12 protein-coding genes and 1 pseudogene are annotated in these 13200 nt (G+C 67.2%); 7 read left to right on the forward strand and 6 right to left on the reverse strand.

Annotation, left to right across the window (positions count from 1 at the left end):
• Nucleotides 1–125: 125 nt before the first annotated feature.
• The 3 genes from VE25_RS06330 to VE25_RS06340 are packed head-to-tail and all read left to right on the forward strand — an operon-like array spanning nt 126 to nt 2767.
• Nucleotides 126–1229, forward strand: a complete 1104-nt coding sequence (locus VE25_RS06330) for an inositol-3-phosphate synthase (RefSeq protein ID WP_046107749.1) — start codon at nt 126–128, stop codon at nt 1227–1229.
• Complete coding sequence (locus VE25_RS06335; RefSeq protein WP_046107750.1) at nt 1226–1822, forward strand: histidine phosphatase family protein; 597 nt, start codon at nt 1226–1228, stop codon at nt 1820–1822. Before VE25_RS06330 ends, VE25_RS06335 begins: the two co-directional genes overlap by 4 nt.
• A gap of 9 nt (nt 1823–1831) precedes the next feature.
• Nucleotides 1832–2767 (forward strand): glycoside hydrolase 5 family protein, encoded by a 936-nt coding sequence (locus tag VE25_RS06340; RefSeq protein ID WP_046107751.1) that lies wholly within the window; start codon nt 1832–1834, stop codon nt 2765–2767.
• A 4-nt stretch (nt 2768–2771) separates the two neighbouring features.
• Here VE25_RS06340 and VE25_RS06345 read toward each other — a convergent pair whose 3' ends face one another.
• Both VE25_RS06345 and VE25_RS06350 read right to left on the reverse strand, forming a co-directional pair.
• Entirely contained in the window at nt 2772–4109 is a 1338-nt protein-coding gene (locus tag VE25_RS06345; RefSeq protein WP_046107752.1) for a Coenzyme F420 hydrogenase/dehydrogenase, beta subunit C-terminal domain, read from the reverse strand.
• Between the two features lie 41 nt (nt 4110–4150).
• Nucleotides 4151–5239 carry a polysaccharide pyruvyl transferase family protein gene (locus tag VE25_RS06350; RefSeq protein WP_046107753.1) on the reverse strand — a complete coding sequence of 363 codons (1089 nt, stop codon included), beginning with the start codon at nt 5237–5239 and terminating at the stop codon, nt 4151–4153.
• A 144-nt stretch (nt 5240–5383) separates the two neighbouring features.
• Between VE25_RS06350 and VE25_RS06355 the strand changes: the two genes are divergently transcribed.
• Nucleotides 5384–5605 carry a hypothetical protein gene (locus VE25_RS06355; RefSeq protein ID WP_046107754.1) on the forward strand — a complete coding sequence of 74 codons (222 nt, stop codon included), beginning with the start codon at nt 5384–5386 and terminating at the stop codon, nt 5603–5605.
• Nucleotides 5606–5613: 8 nt separating this feature from the next.
• On the opposite strand, the gene VE25_RS06360 is transcribed toward VE25_RS06355, so the two are convergent.
• Genes VE25_RS06360 through VE25_RS06375 form a run of 4 tightly spaced genes read right to left on the reverse strand, consistent with a single transcriptional unit; the run spans nt 5614 to nt 9304 of the window.
• Nucleotides 5614–6642, reverse strand: coding sequence for a Gfo/Idh/MocA family protein (locus tag VE25_RS06360; protein ID WP_046107755.1), 1029 nt, complete (start codon nt 6640–6642; stop codon nt 5614–5616).
• Nucleotides 6639–7625 (reverse strand): MDR/zinc-dependent alcohol dehydrogenase-like family protein, encoded by a 987-nt coding sequence (locus VE25_RS06365; RefSeq protein WP_046107756.1) that lies wholly within the window; start codon nt 7623–7625, stop codon nt 6639–6641. Before VE25_RS06365 ends, VE25_RS06360 begins: the two co-directional genes overlap by 4 nt.
• A gap of 16 nt (nt 7626–7641) precedes the next feature.
• Nucleotides 7642–7908, reverse strand: coding sequence for a hypothetical protein (locus VE25_RS06370; RefSeq protein WP_046107757.1), 267 nt, complete (start codon nt 7906–7908; stop codon nt 7642–7644).
• 22 nt (nt 7909–7930) lie between these two features.
• Nucleotides 7931–9304 (reverse strand): UDP-glucose dehydrogenase family protein, encoded by a 1374-nt coding sequence (locus VE25_RS06375; RefSeq protein WP_046107758.1) that lies wholly within the window; start codon nt 9302–9304, stop codon nt 7931–7933.
• A gap of 522 nt (nt 9305–9826) precedes the next feature.
• Here VE25_RS06375 and VE25_RS06380 point away from each other — a divergent pair.
• From VE25_RS06380 to VE25_RS06390, 3 genes and pseudogenes are all read left to right on the forward strand, one after another.
• Nucleotides 9827–10930 (forward strand): NAD-dependent epimerase/dehydratase family protein, encoded by a 1104-nt coding sequence (locus VE25_RS06380; protein ID WP_046107863.1) that lies wholly within the window; start codon nt 9827–9829, stop codon nt 10928–10930.
• A 26-nt stretch (nt 10931–10956) separates the two neighbouring features.
• Nucleotides 10957–12048 (forward strand): annotated as a pseudogene (locus VE25_RS06385) (SDR family NAD(P)-dependent oxidoreductase); the annotation flags it as partial.
• The gene (locus VE25_RS06390; RefSeq protein WP_046107760.1) at nt 12045–13190 is read left to right on the forward strand and encodes a glycosyltransferase family 4 protein; all 1146 of its coding nucleotides are present in this window, start codon (nt 12045–12047) and stop codon (nt 13188–13190) included. The pseudogene VE25_RS06385 and the gene VE25_RS06390, both read left to right, overlap by 4 nt.
• The last annotated feature ends 10 nt before the right edge of the window (nt 13191–13200 follow it).

The following is a 13200-nucleotide window of genomic DNA, read 5'->3' on the forward strand; positions in this document are numbered from 1 at the left end:
CTCCCGCGCTCGCGCGGGCACAACGCGGTGAACGGGCTGCCGATCCACCGATTTTCCTGCCGGAACAAATCTCCGGTGGCTCCGTTGAGGCCAAGTAGATGCTCACCGCCTCAAAGGAAACGGACATGACCGCAAGTACCGTCCGCGTCGGCATCGTCGGTGTCGGCAATTGCGCCTCATCGCTCGTGCAGGGCCTGACCTATTACCGCGATGCCGAGGGCAACGAGCCGATTCCCGGCCTGATGCATACCGACCTCGGCGGGTACCGCGTTCGCGATGTCGAGATCTCGGCGGCATTCGATGTGGCCGATACCAAGGTGGGCAAGGATGTCGCCGAGGCGATCTACGCCGAACCCAACAACACGCACCGCTTTGCCGATGTCGAAAAGATCGGGGTGCGCGTCGAGCGGGGCCCGACCTTCGACGGGATCGGGCGGTACCTGCGCGAGGAGATCACCGAATCCGACGAGTCGGTGGCGCCGGTGGCGCAAATCCTGCGGGAGACGCAAACGGACGTGCTGGTCTCCTATCTGCCGGTCGGTTCGGAGGAGGCGACGCGCTGGTACGCCGAGCAGGCGCTGGAAGCCGGTTGCGCGTTCGTCAACTGCATTCCGGTGTTCATCGCCTCGCGGCCCGAATGGGACCGGCGCTTTGCCGAGCGCGGCCTGCCGATCGTCGGCGACGACATCAAGAGCCAGGTGGGCGCGACGATCGTCCACCGTCAGCTCGTCAATCTCTTCCGCGATCGGGGGGTGCGGATCGACCGCACCTACCAGCTCAATTTCGGCGGCAACACCGATTTCCTCAACATGCTCGAGCGCGAGCGGCTTGAGACCAAGAAGATCTCGAAGACCCAGGCGGTGACCAGCCAGTTCGACGTGCCGCTGCCGGCCGGCGACGTGCATGTGGGCCCGAGCGACCACGTGCCGTGGCTGACTGACCGCAAATGGGCCTATATCCGGCTCGAGGGCACGACCTTCGGCGGCGTGCCGCTCAATGCCGAACTGAAGCTCGAGGTGTGGGACTCGCCCAATTCGGCCGGCGTCGTCATCGACGCGGTGCGCTGCGCCAAGCTCGCGCTCGACCGGGGGATCGGCGGCAGCCTCGTGGGTCCGTCGAGCTATTTCATGAAGTCGCCGCCTGAGCAGTTCACCGACGCCGAGGCTCGCCGCCGCGTCGAGGATTTCATCGCCGCCGACGAGGATCGGCTGCGGGGGGCGGCGCAGTGACCCTCTTTTTCCTTGTGCGTCACGCGGCGCACGACAATGTCGGCAGCTTTCTTGCCGGCCGCTCTGCGGGGATCGCTCTCGGCGAAGCGGGCATCGCCCAAGCCACCCGGCTCGGTGAGCGCCTGCGGCGCGAGCGTATCGAGGCGATCCACGCCAGCCCGCGCGAGCGCACGCAGGAGACGGCGGCGGCAATCGCCGCGGCTTGCGGCCTGACCGAAGTCGATATCGCCGAGGCGCTCGACGAGATCGACTTCGGCGAGTGGTCGGGCAAGACGTTCGCCGAGCTCGACGCCGACCCGCTCTGGCACCGCTGGAACAGCGAGCGGGCCCTAGCGCGTACCCCGGCCGGCGAGACGATGTCGGACGTCGGCCGGCGCATCCTCGCCTTCATGGAGGCGCTCGCCGCCCGGCGCGCCGATGCCAACCTGGTGCTCGTCAGCCATGCCGATGTCATCAAGGCGGCGGTCTGCCGCGTGCTCGACCTCTCCTTCGACGCCTGGCCGCGGTTCGACGTGAGCCCGGCTTCCATCACCACCCTTCTTGCCCGTGACGGCGACGCCCGGCTCGTCACGCTCAATGAAATCGTGCCTTAGGAGCAGACCATGATCGAAGCCGCGATGATCTGGAACGAGCCCAACAACAAGTCGCACTGGGATCCGGAGCTTGACCCGGACTGGAGCCGCTTCGCGGAAATGGCGAGCCTTGCAGGAGATGCCATCGCCTCGCAGAACCGGGCGGTCACGCGAGTGCTCGGCGGCATCTCACCGATCGATCCGGGCTTCATGGGGCGCATGCGCGATTTTGGTGTTCTCGACCATGTCGATGCGGTGGCTGTCCATGGCTTTCCGCTCGATTGGAACCTCTGGCAGATCGACGAGTGGCCAAACCGGCTGGAGGAAATCCGCACCGTCACCCACCTGCCGGTCTGGGTGAGCGAGGTAGGCGTGTCGACCTTCGGTGCCGAGGAGGTGCAGGTGTGGGGTCTCAAGCGCACAGCCGAGCTGCTGAAGGGCAGGGCCGGACGCATCCAGTGGTACAGCCTCTACGACCTGCCCAGCGCCTGGGAGGCGACGACCCGCCACAAGGAGGCGGAAGGCTCCTCGTACTACCGGCATTTCTACATGGGGCTGCTGCGCGAGGACGGCAGCCCGAAACCGTCGCTCGAGGAATTCGCCCGCCACACGCCCGACCTGGGATTAGTGCAGTGGTTCCACTATGAAGACCCCCGGCTCGAGGATGCGGTGGCGTGGATGAAGCGGCTGGGCGTCACCTATGTGCGCACAGGTCTTTCCTGGGCCGACAGCTTCCGCCCGAACGCGCTCGACTGGTTCGATCGGCAGATGAAGGCGCTCGAGGACTTCGACGTGACGGTGACCTTCTGCTTCACGCCGGAAGACTTGGGAATTGCGCCGCACCACACCAGCCCGCCGCTGCGGCCTGAAGGGTTCGCGGAGTTCTGCGCATGGATGATCTCGCGCTATGCGCCGGCGGACGTTTCACGTGCGGCCCGGCAGATGGAGCTGCGGCCGGGACTGTAAAATACTAGCCATCCCGACCCGCAAGGCCGAGACCATCGATGAAGCGGCCCAGGCGTCCACGCGAGTAGGTGAGGGCCTGATAGAGCCGCAATGCGGCGCGCGCCCAAGCGATATAGAGGCGTGGCTGTCCGGTGCGGTGGGCAAGCCAGAAAACGCGATGGCTCCAGAAGGCGATCCCGGCACGCATGCGGTAGATGAGCTTACGCCGCAGCGTATGGCCGCGCCGGTCCGGCGCGACGCGCTTGACCGGCCGGATGCCGCGGCGGCGCCACGTGAGGCGGTAGGCCAGCCCCTCGCGCCGGTGCCGAAGGCCTGCCGCCTGCGTCGCGGCGACGAACTCGGCATCGACCGGCTGGAGGGCAAGCCGGCCCTGCATGATGCCGTCGCGAACGATGTCGTTCAGCACCGGTGAGCGCGCGATGACGACGTTGGTTCCGTTGCCATCCGACGCATAGGGCTCGACCCACGCGTCGCCAAACGCGATGTCGGCGGTCTCGGCCGTGACGTCGTCGCAGAAATTGCAGGCCGGGTTCTGGAAGAAGCCGGCGCCCCAGTCGCCATCGGCAAGGTGCCACCAGTCTTGGGCGGCGGTGCCGCCGTCCCTGAGGTTAAGGTGCGCGCGGTACCAGTTGGCGGGGCGATCCGGGTCCTTGAGGCGGTAGTCGAGGCTGGTGACCGCTTCAAGCGGCACGCCCATCTGCCAGGCGAAGCTCTCGACCATGCGCAGGCTCTTCATATGCCCGCAGAAGAGCCCGAGGGTGAAGACGATGCGCTCGGCGAGCACCGGGTCCGTCGCACGTAAGAGATGCACGGCCTTGATGAAGCAGGGGATGCCAACAACGGCGTAGCGGCCGGGCTCGACCCGTATGGCGTCGATGACGCCCGAGAGCTCGATCGGGTGGTAGCGCGACTTGGCGCCTGCGTTTAGCTCTTCGAGGCTGCGCGAGATGCGGTAGCCGAAAAAGCCGCCGTCCGGGGACGGATCGGTCGCTGCCACATGGGCGACGCCGTCGACGAGCCGGCGCGACAGGAGCTCTGCGGCCATCCACGTCACCATGCCGCCGGAGCTGCCCTGTGCTCGGTAATCGCCTTCGGCGACGTGGCCGACATAGGTGGCCTCGAAGCGGCCGACCTTGCGGTCGCGCTGCGGGGCGGCGGCGAACCGCGCGCCGGCAATCGCGTCTTCGTCGGCGGCGAACGGCGAGAACGGGCAGAGGTGCTCGAAAGTTTCGGGCCGCGCGGCGTTCTGCGGCTGCAACTGTCCATAGCGGTCATACGCCATGCGTCCATTGCCGCCGGCAACGCAGGCGCCGCAGCCGATGCAGAGACCCGCCCGCACCATGTCGCAAGGCTCGAGCGGCCGTGGCGGAAGCGCGAGCGTGCTCACTGCAGTACACGCTCGAGGTAGCGGCGCGAGTGCCTGCGCAGCGCCGCGATGGAACGTCCTATCGCCGAATCGAGCGGTTCGCCGAGGAGCCTTCCGAAGCGGGACGGCGGTGTTTCCGAACTCGTCAGATGGGCGGAGGCGCCGACCATGGCGGTGAGGTCCCGCACCTTGTTGAAGCGGTAGTCGGAAGGAGCGCACGCGAACGGCTTGTTGTTCATCAGGGCGAAGACGCAGCCGTGGAAGAAGTTGGTGGCGACCGCCTCGGCGCCGGCCATGAAGCTCGCGAACTCCAGCGGCCCCGCCGTCAGCCATTGCCGGTCGGCCCAGTCGTTGCGATAGCCGATGCTGATGAGCTCGAGGCCGCGCTCCCAGGCGAAGCTGCGGACGGCTTCCGCGAACCAGTCCGGAAAGCTGTGGCCGTAGACAGCGAGATAGGGCCGGCCGAGACCCTCGGCCGTCACATCCGGCGGAAAGAGCAGGCACGGGTCGAGCACCAGCTCGGGCATGCGATGCGTCGCCCGGGCGACGATCTGCTGCGAGTTGCGGTCGCGGATGGAGATCTGCGCGAAATTGCCAAGCCGCTCGGCCCAGTAGGGCTCCAGTCCCTGCGTCTGGCTGCCGAAGCTCGCCGCGTAGGCGACCAGCCGCCCGGCCCGCAACCCTTCCCCGTAGAACAGGGGATGGCCGCCGTACCAGGGATGGTTGAGGTTCCACACTTCGTCGCTGCCGATGACGACGACGTCGTAGTCGGCAGCGAGACGCGAAGGGTCATCGAGGGGAAAGGGGGCGGAGGTGGGCAGGTCGGCAACGGCTTCGAAGAAGCGGCGGGTCTTGCGGTCGTAGAGCGGATAGTCGCTCTGGGGCGTACGCTGCGGCAGCAGCGGCTGCAGGGCACAGCGCCATTCGGCACGGTTGACCCGGTCCGAGACGTGCTCGAGCAGTTCCGCTTCGTACCCCAGCCCACGCAGGCCGTCGACGAGGCATCGGGCCTGCCAGTAGGAGCCGTAGTTGATGCAGCGATGGAAGGTCAGCACGCCGACCTTAAAGTGAGGGTCCGGCATATTGATGGAAAGCGCTACGCTCATGGAAACCCCTCGGTTACCACCAAGGTTCAATGCCGAGCCGGCACGCTGGTTCCGCTTTCCGGCAGGCCCATACAGAAGGCAAGGCATGCAACCAAACCGGCGCTTCCGGCTTGCCCGGATGACGCAAGCGATGGGAGAAAAGCCATGCCGCAGCGAAAGAAGATCACGACCGGACCCAACGACCGTCCGGTGGACGAGTCCATTGGCCAGACGGCTCCGGGGCTGCCGGACGACAGCTCGCGCAGCCCCGATGTCGACGACCGCGACGTCGAACGGGTGAAGCGGAAGATCGTTGACGATCCGCGCGCTCGCCTCAAGAAGGAAGTCGACGAGGCGATCAAGGCCTCCGAACGCGGGTCCGAATAGGACCTGCGTTAGGACCCCATGTTGCTCCGGTAGATCTCGTCGAGCACGCGCGCCACGGTGACCAGCTCCGCGGCCTCCGGCGCAAAACGTCTGTCTTCCCGCAGTCGTTTCGCCCAACGGAGGGCGGCGCGGCCGCCCCAATCGTCGGGCGGTTTGGTGAGAACTTCGCTGCCGGTGCCCTTCCACGCTTCCGCACCGAAGTCGTAGAAGGAGCCGTTGCGGTTGGAAAAGCCCGCACCGCCTTGCGTGCCGTAGAAACGGGCGCTGATCTCGGCGTCACGCCCGGCATGCAGCCGCCACGAGCAGGAAATGCGCACCGTCGCGCCGGTTTCGAGAACCAGCGTTGCGTCGGCGAAATCCTCGACCTCGTCAGGACGGCTCACGCGCTTGCCGCCGGCATGGAGGCGGCTGGTGACGGAGGTGACCTGCGGAAAGTCGAGCGCCCACAGCGCCAGGTCGACGAGGTGGATGCCGAGGTCCATCACGCATCCGCCGCCCGCAAGGGCTTTGTCGTAGAACCAGGGCTTGTCGGGCCCGTAGGCGTTGTGGAAAACGAGATCGGCCGCGAAGACGGAGCCCAATGCGCCACTCGCGATATGTTCGCGGATCGCCGCCATCGCCTCGGTGAAACGGTAGGAGAGATCGACGCCGAGCAGGCGATCCGCCCGCCGGGCGGCCTCGACCACGGTACCGGCTTCATCCATGTTGCGTCCCAACGGCTTCTGGCAGAAGACCGCCAATCCGCGTTCCAGCGCGGCGATGGACTGCTCGGCGTGAAGGGCGCTGGGCGTTGCGATGACGAGGCCGTCGATATCGCTTTTGAGCAGGGCTTCGAGCGAGGGCAGGATTTCCGCCTCGGGGGCGAGCTTGCGGGCTTCCTCGGCCATCTCATGCGACGGATCGGCGATGGCGGTGGCTTCGACGAGGCCTGCGTCGATCAGCGCCTTCATCCGGTGCCGGCCGATCCAGCCGACACCGAGAAAGCCGATGCGCGGCAGAGGAGGGGCCGGAGCGAGTCTGCGGTCTTCCGCGATCATTGGTAGACGACCAGCGCTTTGAGGAAGCCGTCCGGCCGGTCGCGCGTCATGTCGAGGGCGGTGCCGAGGTCTTCGAGGGGGAAGCGGTGCGTGTAGAGCGCGGAGGGATCGAGCCGGCCGTCGAGCATGGCGTCGATCGCGTCGCGGACGCCCCGCGCATAAACCGCCGGGTCCCGCTCATGGGCGTTGATGACGTCGAGGCCGCGCCAGTTCCAGAGCTGCATGTTGACCTGCCGGGGACCATCCTGATGGTAACCGGCGATGACGAGCCGCCCGCGCTCGCGGGTGAGCTCGGCGGCAAGGTCGAGGGGCCACTGCCTGCCGACGGCTTCGATCACCCGATCGCAGAACTGTCCGCCGGTCAGCGATTTCACCTCCTCGATGATCCGCCAGTGGTCGTCCATCGCGATGGTCTCCTCGGCGCCCATGCGCCGGGCGACGTCGAGCGCCCACGGACGACGCGAGATGGCGAGGACGCGCGCGCCGGCGCGACTCGCGAGTTGTGTGAGGAGCGCGCCGAGAAAGCCGATGCCGACGATGGCGACGGTCTGCCCCGCCTCGATGCCGCTGCGCTTCAAGATGTTCATGGCGCAGCCGAGCGGCTCGCCCGGCAGGGGCTTGTCATCGAGGGCGGAGGGGAGCTTCACCACCGCCCCGGCATCGGCGATGTCGTGCGTGGCGTATGAGTGGTAGGAGAGCGAGGCGACGCGGTCGCCGGTCTTGAGGTCGCTGACGCCAGGCCCCACCGCGTCGATGACGCCCCAGCCTTCGTGGCCGAGGCCGCCCGGTTCAGTCGGGAACTGCATCCATTCCGGTCCGGACCACGGGCCAAGATTGGACGCGCAGACTCCGCAGCCTTCGAGCGCGATCCGCACTTGCCCCGGTCCGGGTTCGGGCAGGGGAACGGCTTCCACATGCATCTGCCCGGCGCCGGTAACGACTGCGGCGCGCATGGTGCGGGTGTCTGCCAATGCCTCGCTCATCGACGGCTCCTCAAGCTCAGTTGCTGCGTTCGACGAACTTGTTGAAGCGGCTGGTGCCGCCGTCCTGCGTCTTGTCCTGGTAGAGGAAGGCGAGCTTGTTCTCATCGAAGATCTTGAAGAACTCGTCCCAGGAGATCTCCTCGAGTTCTTCTTCGGGCTCGCCGAAATCGATCCGCAGGACCCCGCCGCGGCCCTTGGTGCGGATCACGGCCGGGTGTCCGTCGCGAGCTTCCGCCCACTTGCGGATATCGTCGTGGCGGGTGGTGGTCTGTGAGCTGCTCATGGGGAAAGCTCCTTTCAGTACGTCATGCGGGCGAGGCTGCAATGCCGACGCGCTCAGCAAGTCCGGCGCGGGCCGACCGGTTGGCGGCGGCCATCGGCGGACGGCCGAGGCTCACATAGCGCAGGCCATGCCGGATAACTTCGGAAGGCTCGAACACGTTGCGGAAGTCGACGAGCGTCTGGCCGGCCATAGCGCCGGAAAGCCGCCGCAGGTCGAGATCGCGGTATTCGGCCCAGTCGGTGAGGACGACGGTGAGGTCGGCGCGCTCGGCTGCCTGGTAGGCCGTGGCGCGCCACTCGACGTCCTCCAGGTACTCGGAAGCTGCCGCGCGCGCCTTGGGGTCGTGCGCGCGGACCTTGAGGCCGGCCCGCTGCAGGAGCGGGATGATGGTCAAGGCCGCGGACTCGCGCACGTCGTCGGTATTGCCCTTGAAGGCGACGCCGAGGACGGCGACGGTTTTGCCGGCAGGCTTGTCGCCGGCTTCGCGGATGATGCGGCGGGCAAGCTCGCGCTTTCGCGCCTCGTTCTTGTCGACGAGCTCCTCGATGAGATGCTGGCGGGCGGCAAGGCGCCGGCCAGTCTGGACGAAGGAACGCGTGTCCTTTGGAAAGCACGAGCCGCCGAAGCCGGGGCCGGGCATGAGGAAGGCCGTGCCGATGCGCTTGTCGAGTCCGATGCCCCGGGCAACGTCGCTTACATCCGCCCCGGCCCGTTCGCAGAGGTTTGCCACATCGTTGATGAAGCCGATCTTGAGGGCAAGGAACGCATTGGCCGCATATTTGACGAGTTCGGCGTTGACCGTGCTCGTAGACACGAGAGGAATGCCGTTCCCGGTCAGCGGTTCATAGACCTCTTCCAGGAGCGCTCGGGACGCTTCGTCGTCGGCTCCGGCCACGATCCTGTCCGCGCCCAGAAAATCGGCGATGGCCGAGCCTTCCCGCAGGAATTCGGGATTGGACGCGACGGCTATGTCGCTGTTGCCCCGTCGGCGGGCGATGAGCTGGCGGATGCGCCGGGCCGTGCCGGCAGGGACCGTGGATTTGAGCACCACCAGCGCCTCTGAACGCAGCAGCAGGGCGATGTCGCGCGCCGCCGCCTCGACATGGGTAAGGTCCGTATCGCCATCCTCCCGCGCCGGCGTTCCGACGGCAATGAAGACGACGTCGGCAAGCGGGACGACCGTATCGGGACGGGATGCGAAATGCAGATGCCCGGCAGCGGCCTGCATACGCACGAGCTCGGCCAGCCCCGGTTCGAAGATCGGCATCCGCCCGTGCACAAGCTGCGCGATCCGCTCGGCATCGAGGTCGACGCATGTCACCCCATGTCCGAGATCGGCAAGGCACGCGCCGGTCGTCAGCCCCACATAGCCAGCTCCGATGATGACGATGTTCATGTCTTCGGCCTCGTTCCGGTTGAAGCGGATGTAGCTGCTGCCTGTTGCTGCCGCTCCTGGGGCAAACGGTACCCTCCTCGACGGGTTCCTGAAGAAGCCATTGAAGAAGAAGGCGCGGGGGTAAGAAGATGAAGAAGAAGCCGGTATTCGCGCGCTCGACGGACGAGGCCGACATCGCGCGCAGACTGCGCATTTAAGTGGCCGTGGCTGCTGGCAGAACGGCCCAGGGCCGGCTTGGTGCGAAAGTAAACCGGCAGGCTTAATCCAGGTTAGCGTCGTCCCTGTGGACGCAAGGATGATCGATGCGTCCGGGCGGGGCAGGCGCTGCCTCCGTTCGTCGGCCGATCCGCCGTCGAACACGCGTTGCAGGCCGTTGCAGGCGCCTTCCGGCTGTCTGCGCTCCTGGACCTTTGTCCGCAAAGACCCGTTCGTCGGCAGCTCGCTCCATCCTGGCGGACCGGAACCGGCAAGCTTCTTACCTTCTTCCTGCTGCACCAGAACCATCAAACCATCGGGTGCAAAGTGACACATATTCTGATCACCGGCGGGTGCGGCTTCATCGGACGGCATGTGGCCGAGGAACTGCGCGAACACGGCTACCGCGTGCGGGTTCTCGACGTCTTCGTCGAACAGGTGCATGGAGACGCCGCACATGCGCCGGACGGGGTCGAACTCGTCAGGGCCGATGTGCGTGACAAGGCGGCGGTGCAGAATGCGCTCGCCGGTGTCGACGGCGTCGTGCACCTTGCCGCGGAAGTCGGCGTCGGCCAATCCATGTACGAGATCGCCCGTTATGTGAGCGGCAACGATCTCGGCACGGCCGTGTTGCTGGAGGCCATGATCGACATGCCGGTACGCCGGATCGTGGTCGCCTCCTCGATGAGCGTCTACGGCGAAGGTCTCTACGTGTCGCAGAGCGGCGAACGCTTCGAGCGGGTGCGGCGCCGGCCCGGCGACATCCGGCAGGGTCGGTGGGATCCGGCAGGACCGAATGGCGAGACCCTGCAGTCCGCCCCGACCGATGAGGAAAAGCCCGTCGATCTGGCCTCCATCTACGCCCTGACCAAATACGCCCAGGAGCGGGCGGTGCTGATCTTTGGCGAGGCCTACGGGGTCGAAGCGGTGGCGCTGCGGCTCTTCAACGTCTTCGGACCGGGCCAGGCGCTCTCCAATCCCTACACGGGAGTGCTCGCCAATTTCGCCTCACGCCTCATCAACGGACAGCCGCCGACGATTTTCGAGGATGGCCGGCAGCGACGCGATTTCGTCCATGTGCGCGACGTCGCCCGGGCCTTCCGGCTGGCGCTGGAGCAATCCGAGGCGCCCGGCCACGTGATCAACATCGGCAGCGGGCGGGCTTATGCCATCTCGCAGGTCGCGACCCTCCTCGCCGAGGCGATGGGCGTGCCGGAAATTATGCCGGAGATTCTCGGCAAGGCCCGCTCCGGCGACATCCGCAATTGTTTTGCCGACATTTCGAAGGCCCGCGACCTCCTGGGTTTCGAACCGCAGCACCGGCTGGAATCCTCGCTCGACGAACTCGCCGGCTGGGTGCGGCAGGCCCAGGCGATCGATCGCGGCGCCGAGATGCGGCGTCAACTCGAGGAACGGGGACTGGTCTCATGAGCACGTCGACACCCCCTTCTGCAACTTCCCGTATTTCCGCGCCGATGCTGCGCACGCGAGCCGCGCCCATCGTCGTCACCGGCGGCAGCGGGTTCATCGGCTCGAACCTCGCCGACAGCCTGCTGGCCGATGGCGAGGAGGTGATCGTGCTCGACAACCTGAGCCGTCCCGGTGTCGAGCAGAACCTCGCCTGGCTGACGGAAAAGCATGGGAAACGGGTCCATTCCTTCGTTGCCGACGTGCGCGACCTCGCCGGGATCGAAGGTGCCTTGGCCGATGCCAAGGCGGTCTATCACCTGGCCGCTCAGACGGCGGTGACGACGAGCCTCGTCGAGCCCATCGAGGACTTCGAGGTCAACGCGCGCGGCACGCTCAATGTCCTCGAGGCGGTGCGCAGGGCCGGCGGACAGGCTCCGGTCGTCTTCGCCAGCACCAACAAGGTCTATGGCGGACTCGATGACATGGCGATGGCCGTGCGCCGCGGCCGCTACGAGCCGGCCGACGAGCTGACCGCCGCGCGCGGCATTGGCGAGGACCGCAGGCTCGACTTCTGCACGCCCTACGGTTGCTCGAAGGGCGTAGCCGACCAGTACGTGCTCGACTATGCAAAGTTCTATGGCGTGAGGACCGCGGTGCTGCGCATGAGCTGCATTTACGGGCCCCGCCAGTTCGGCACCGAGGACCAGGGATGGATCGCCCATTTCCTGATCCGCGCGCTGAAGGGCGAGCCGATCACCGTCTATGGCGACGGCATGCAGGTGCGCGATGTGCTGCACGTGGCCGACGCCGTCGCCGCCTATCGGGCTGTGCTGAAGGCGATCGACCGCGTGACCGGTCGCGCCTTCAATCTCGGCGGCGGGCCCAAGAACGCGGTCAGTCTCAAGATGGTGCTGCGCGAGATCGGCCAGATGGCCGGCCAGCCGGTGCCCGTGAGCCACGGCGAATGGCGCGCCGGCGACCAGCTCTACTTCGTCGCCGATACCGGGCGGCTCGAGAACGAGCTCGGCTGGAAGGCGCGGATCGGCTGGAAAGCGGGTCTGCGCGATCTTGCTCGCTGGCTGGAGGTCAACCGTACCGGCCGGTCTCTTCCGGGAGAAGAGAGGAGGGCCACGGCATGAACTCGCCGCAGGAAGCTGCATTCGGCAGCGCGTCCCCCCGCCCGGTCGGGCAGGCGCCGACCCGCGTATTGATGACGCTCGATGCCGTCGGCGGCGTATGGCGCTATGCCATGGACCTTGCCTCGAGCCTCGGCGAGGAGGGGTTTGAATTCGTTTTCATCGGCCTCGGGCCGCAACCCTCGCGGCGCCAGGAGGCGGAGGCCGAGCCGCTGGGCACGCTCCGTTGGCTCGACGCGCCCCTCGACTGGACGACCGACGAGGAAGGCGACCTCGATACGCTGGCGCCGCAGCTGGCCGAGCTCGTCGAGAGCGAGGAGATCGACATCGTCCATCTCAACGCGCCGTCGCAGGCGGCTGGGCTGAAATTGCCGGTGCCGATCGTTGCGGTATCGCACTCGTGCGTCGTCACCTGGTTCGCCGCCGTGCGCGGCACCGGCATGCCGCGCGATTGGCTCTGGCAGGAACGCCGCAACCGCGCCGGGTTCGATGCGGCCGACGCCGTGATCGCCCCCAGCAACGCGCACGCCGCCATGCTGCGCGACTGCTATGGGCCGATCGCGGGGCTGGAGGTGGTGTACAACGGTGCCCGGCCGGCGCCGGCATCCCTCGAGAAGAGCGATTTCGTCTTTGCCGCGGGCCGCTGGTGGGACGACGGCAAGAACGGCGCCGTTCTTGACAGGGCGGCCACGAGCTGCGCTTGGCCGGTGGTGATGGCCGGCGCCAATCGCGGTCCAAAAGGCCAGCATCTCGAGATCGTCAATGCCGACCATCGGGGCGAGTTGGCGCACAGCGAAGCGCGGGCGCTGATGGGGCGCGCCGGCATCGTCTGCTCGCCATCGATCTATGAGCCTTTCGGGCTGGTGCCGCTGGAGGCGGCAGGCGTGCGGGCGGCGCTGGTGCTGGCCGACATTCCGACCTACCGCGAGCTCTGGGACGGAGCGGCCGTGTTCGCCGATCCGCGCGATCCCGGCGCATTCGCCGCTGCCATCGACGCGCTTGCAGGCGATCCCGAGCGACGGCATCGACTGGCGGAGGCCGCCTTCATCCGCTCGCGGGCCTATTCGCTCGCCGCCCAGGCGGAGGCGACCGCGACCGTCGACCGCCGGCTGCTCGCCGGCCGGCTCCTCGTGCGCAGTGCGTGAGGTGGGCCCC

Source organism: Devosia geojensis (genome assembly GCF_000969415.1).
GTDB classification, from domain to species: domain Bacteria; phylum Pseudomonadota; class Alphaproteobacteria; order Rhizobiales; family Devosiaceae; genus Devosia; species Devosia geojensis.

Bases quoted from the DNA above. Each gene is read 5' to 3' on its own strand.
- VE25_RS06330 (WP_046107749.1), top strand. From the start codon at position 126: ATGACCGCAAGTACCGTCCGCGTCGGCATCGTCGGTGTCGGCAATTGC.
- VE25_RS06340 (WP_046107751.1), top strand. From the start codon at position 1,832: ATGATCGAAGCCGCGATGATCTGGAACGAGCCCAACAACAAGTCGCAC.
- VE25_RS06345 (WP_046107752.1), bottom strand. From the start codon at position 4,109: ATGGTGCGGGCGGGTCTCTGCATCGGCTGCGGCGCCTGCGTTGCCGGC.
- VE25_RS06350 (WP_046107753.1), bottom strand. From the start codon at position 5,239: ATGAGCGTAGCGCTTTCCATCAATATGCCGGACCCTCACTTTAAGGTC.
- VE25_RS06355 (WP_046107754.1), top strand. From the start codon at position 5,384: ATGCCGCAGCGAAAGAAGATCACGACCGGACCCAACGACCGTCCGGTG.
- VE25_RS06360 (WP_046107755.1), bottom strand. From the start codon at position 6,642: ATGATCGCGGAAGACCGCAGACTCGCTCCGGCCCCTCCTCTGCCGCGC.
- VE25_RS06365 (WP_046107756.1), bottom strand. From the start codon at position 7,625: ATGAGCGAGGCATTGGCAGACACCCGCACCATGCGCGCCGCAGTCGTT.
- VE25_RS06370 (WP_046107757.1), bottom strand. From the start codon at position 7,908: ATGAGCAGCTCACAGACCACCACCCGCCACGACGATATCCGCAAGTGG.
- VE25_RS06375 (WP_046107758.1), bottom strand. From the start codon at position 9,304: ATGAACATCGTCATCATCGGAGCTGGCTATGTGGGGCTGACGACCGGC.
- VE25_RS06390 (WP_046107760.1), top strand. From the start codon at position 12,045: ATGAACTCGCCGCAGGAAGCTGCATTCGGCAGCGCGTCCCCCCGCCCG.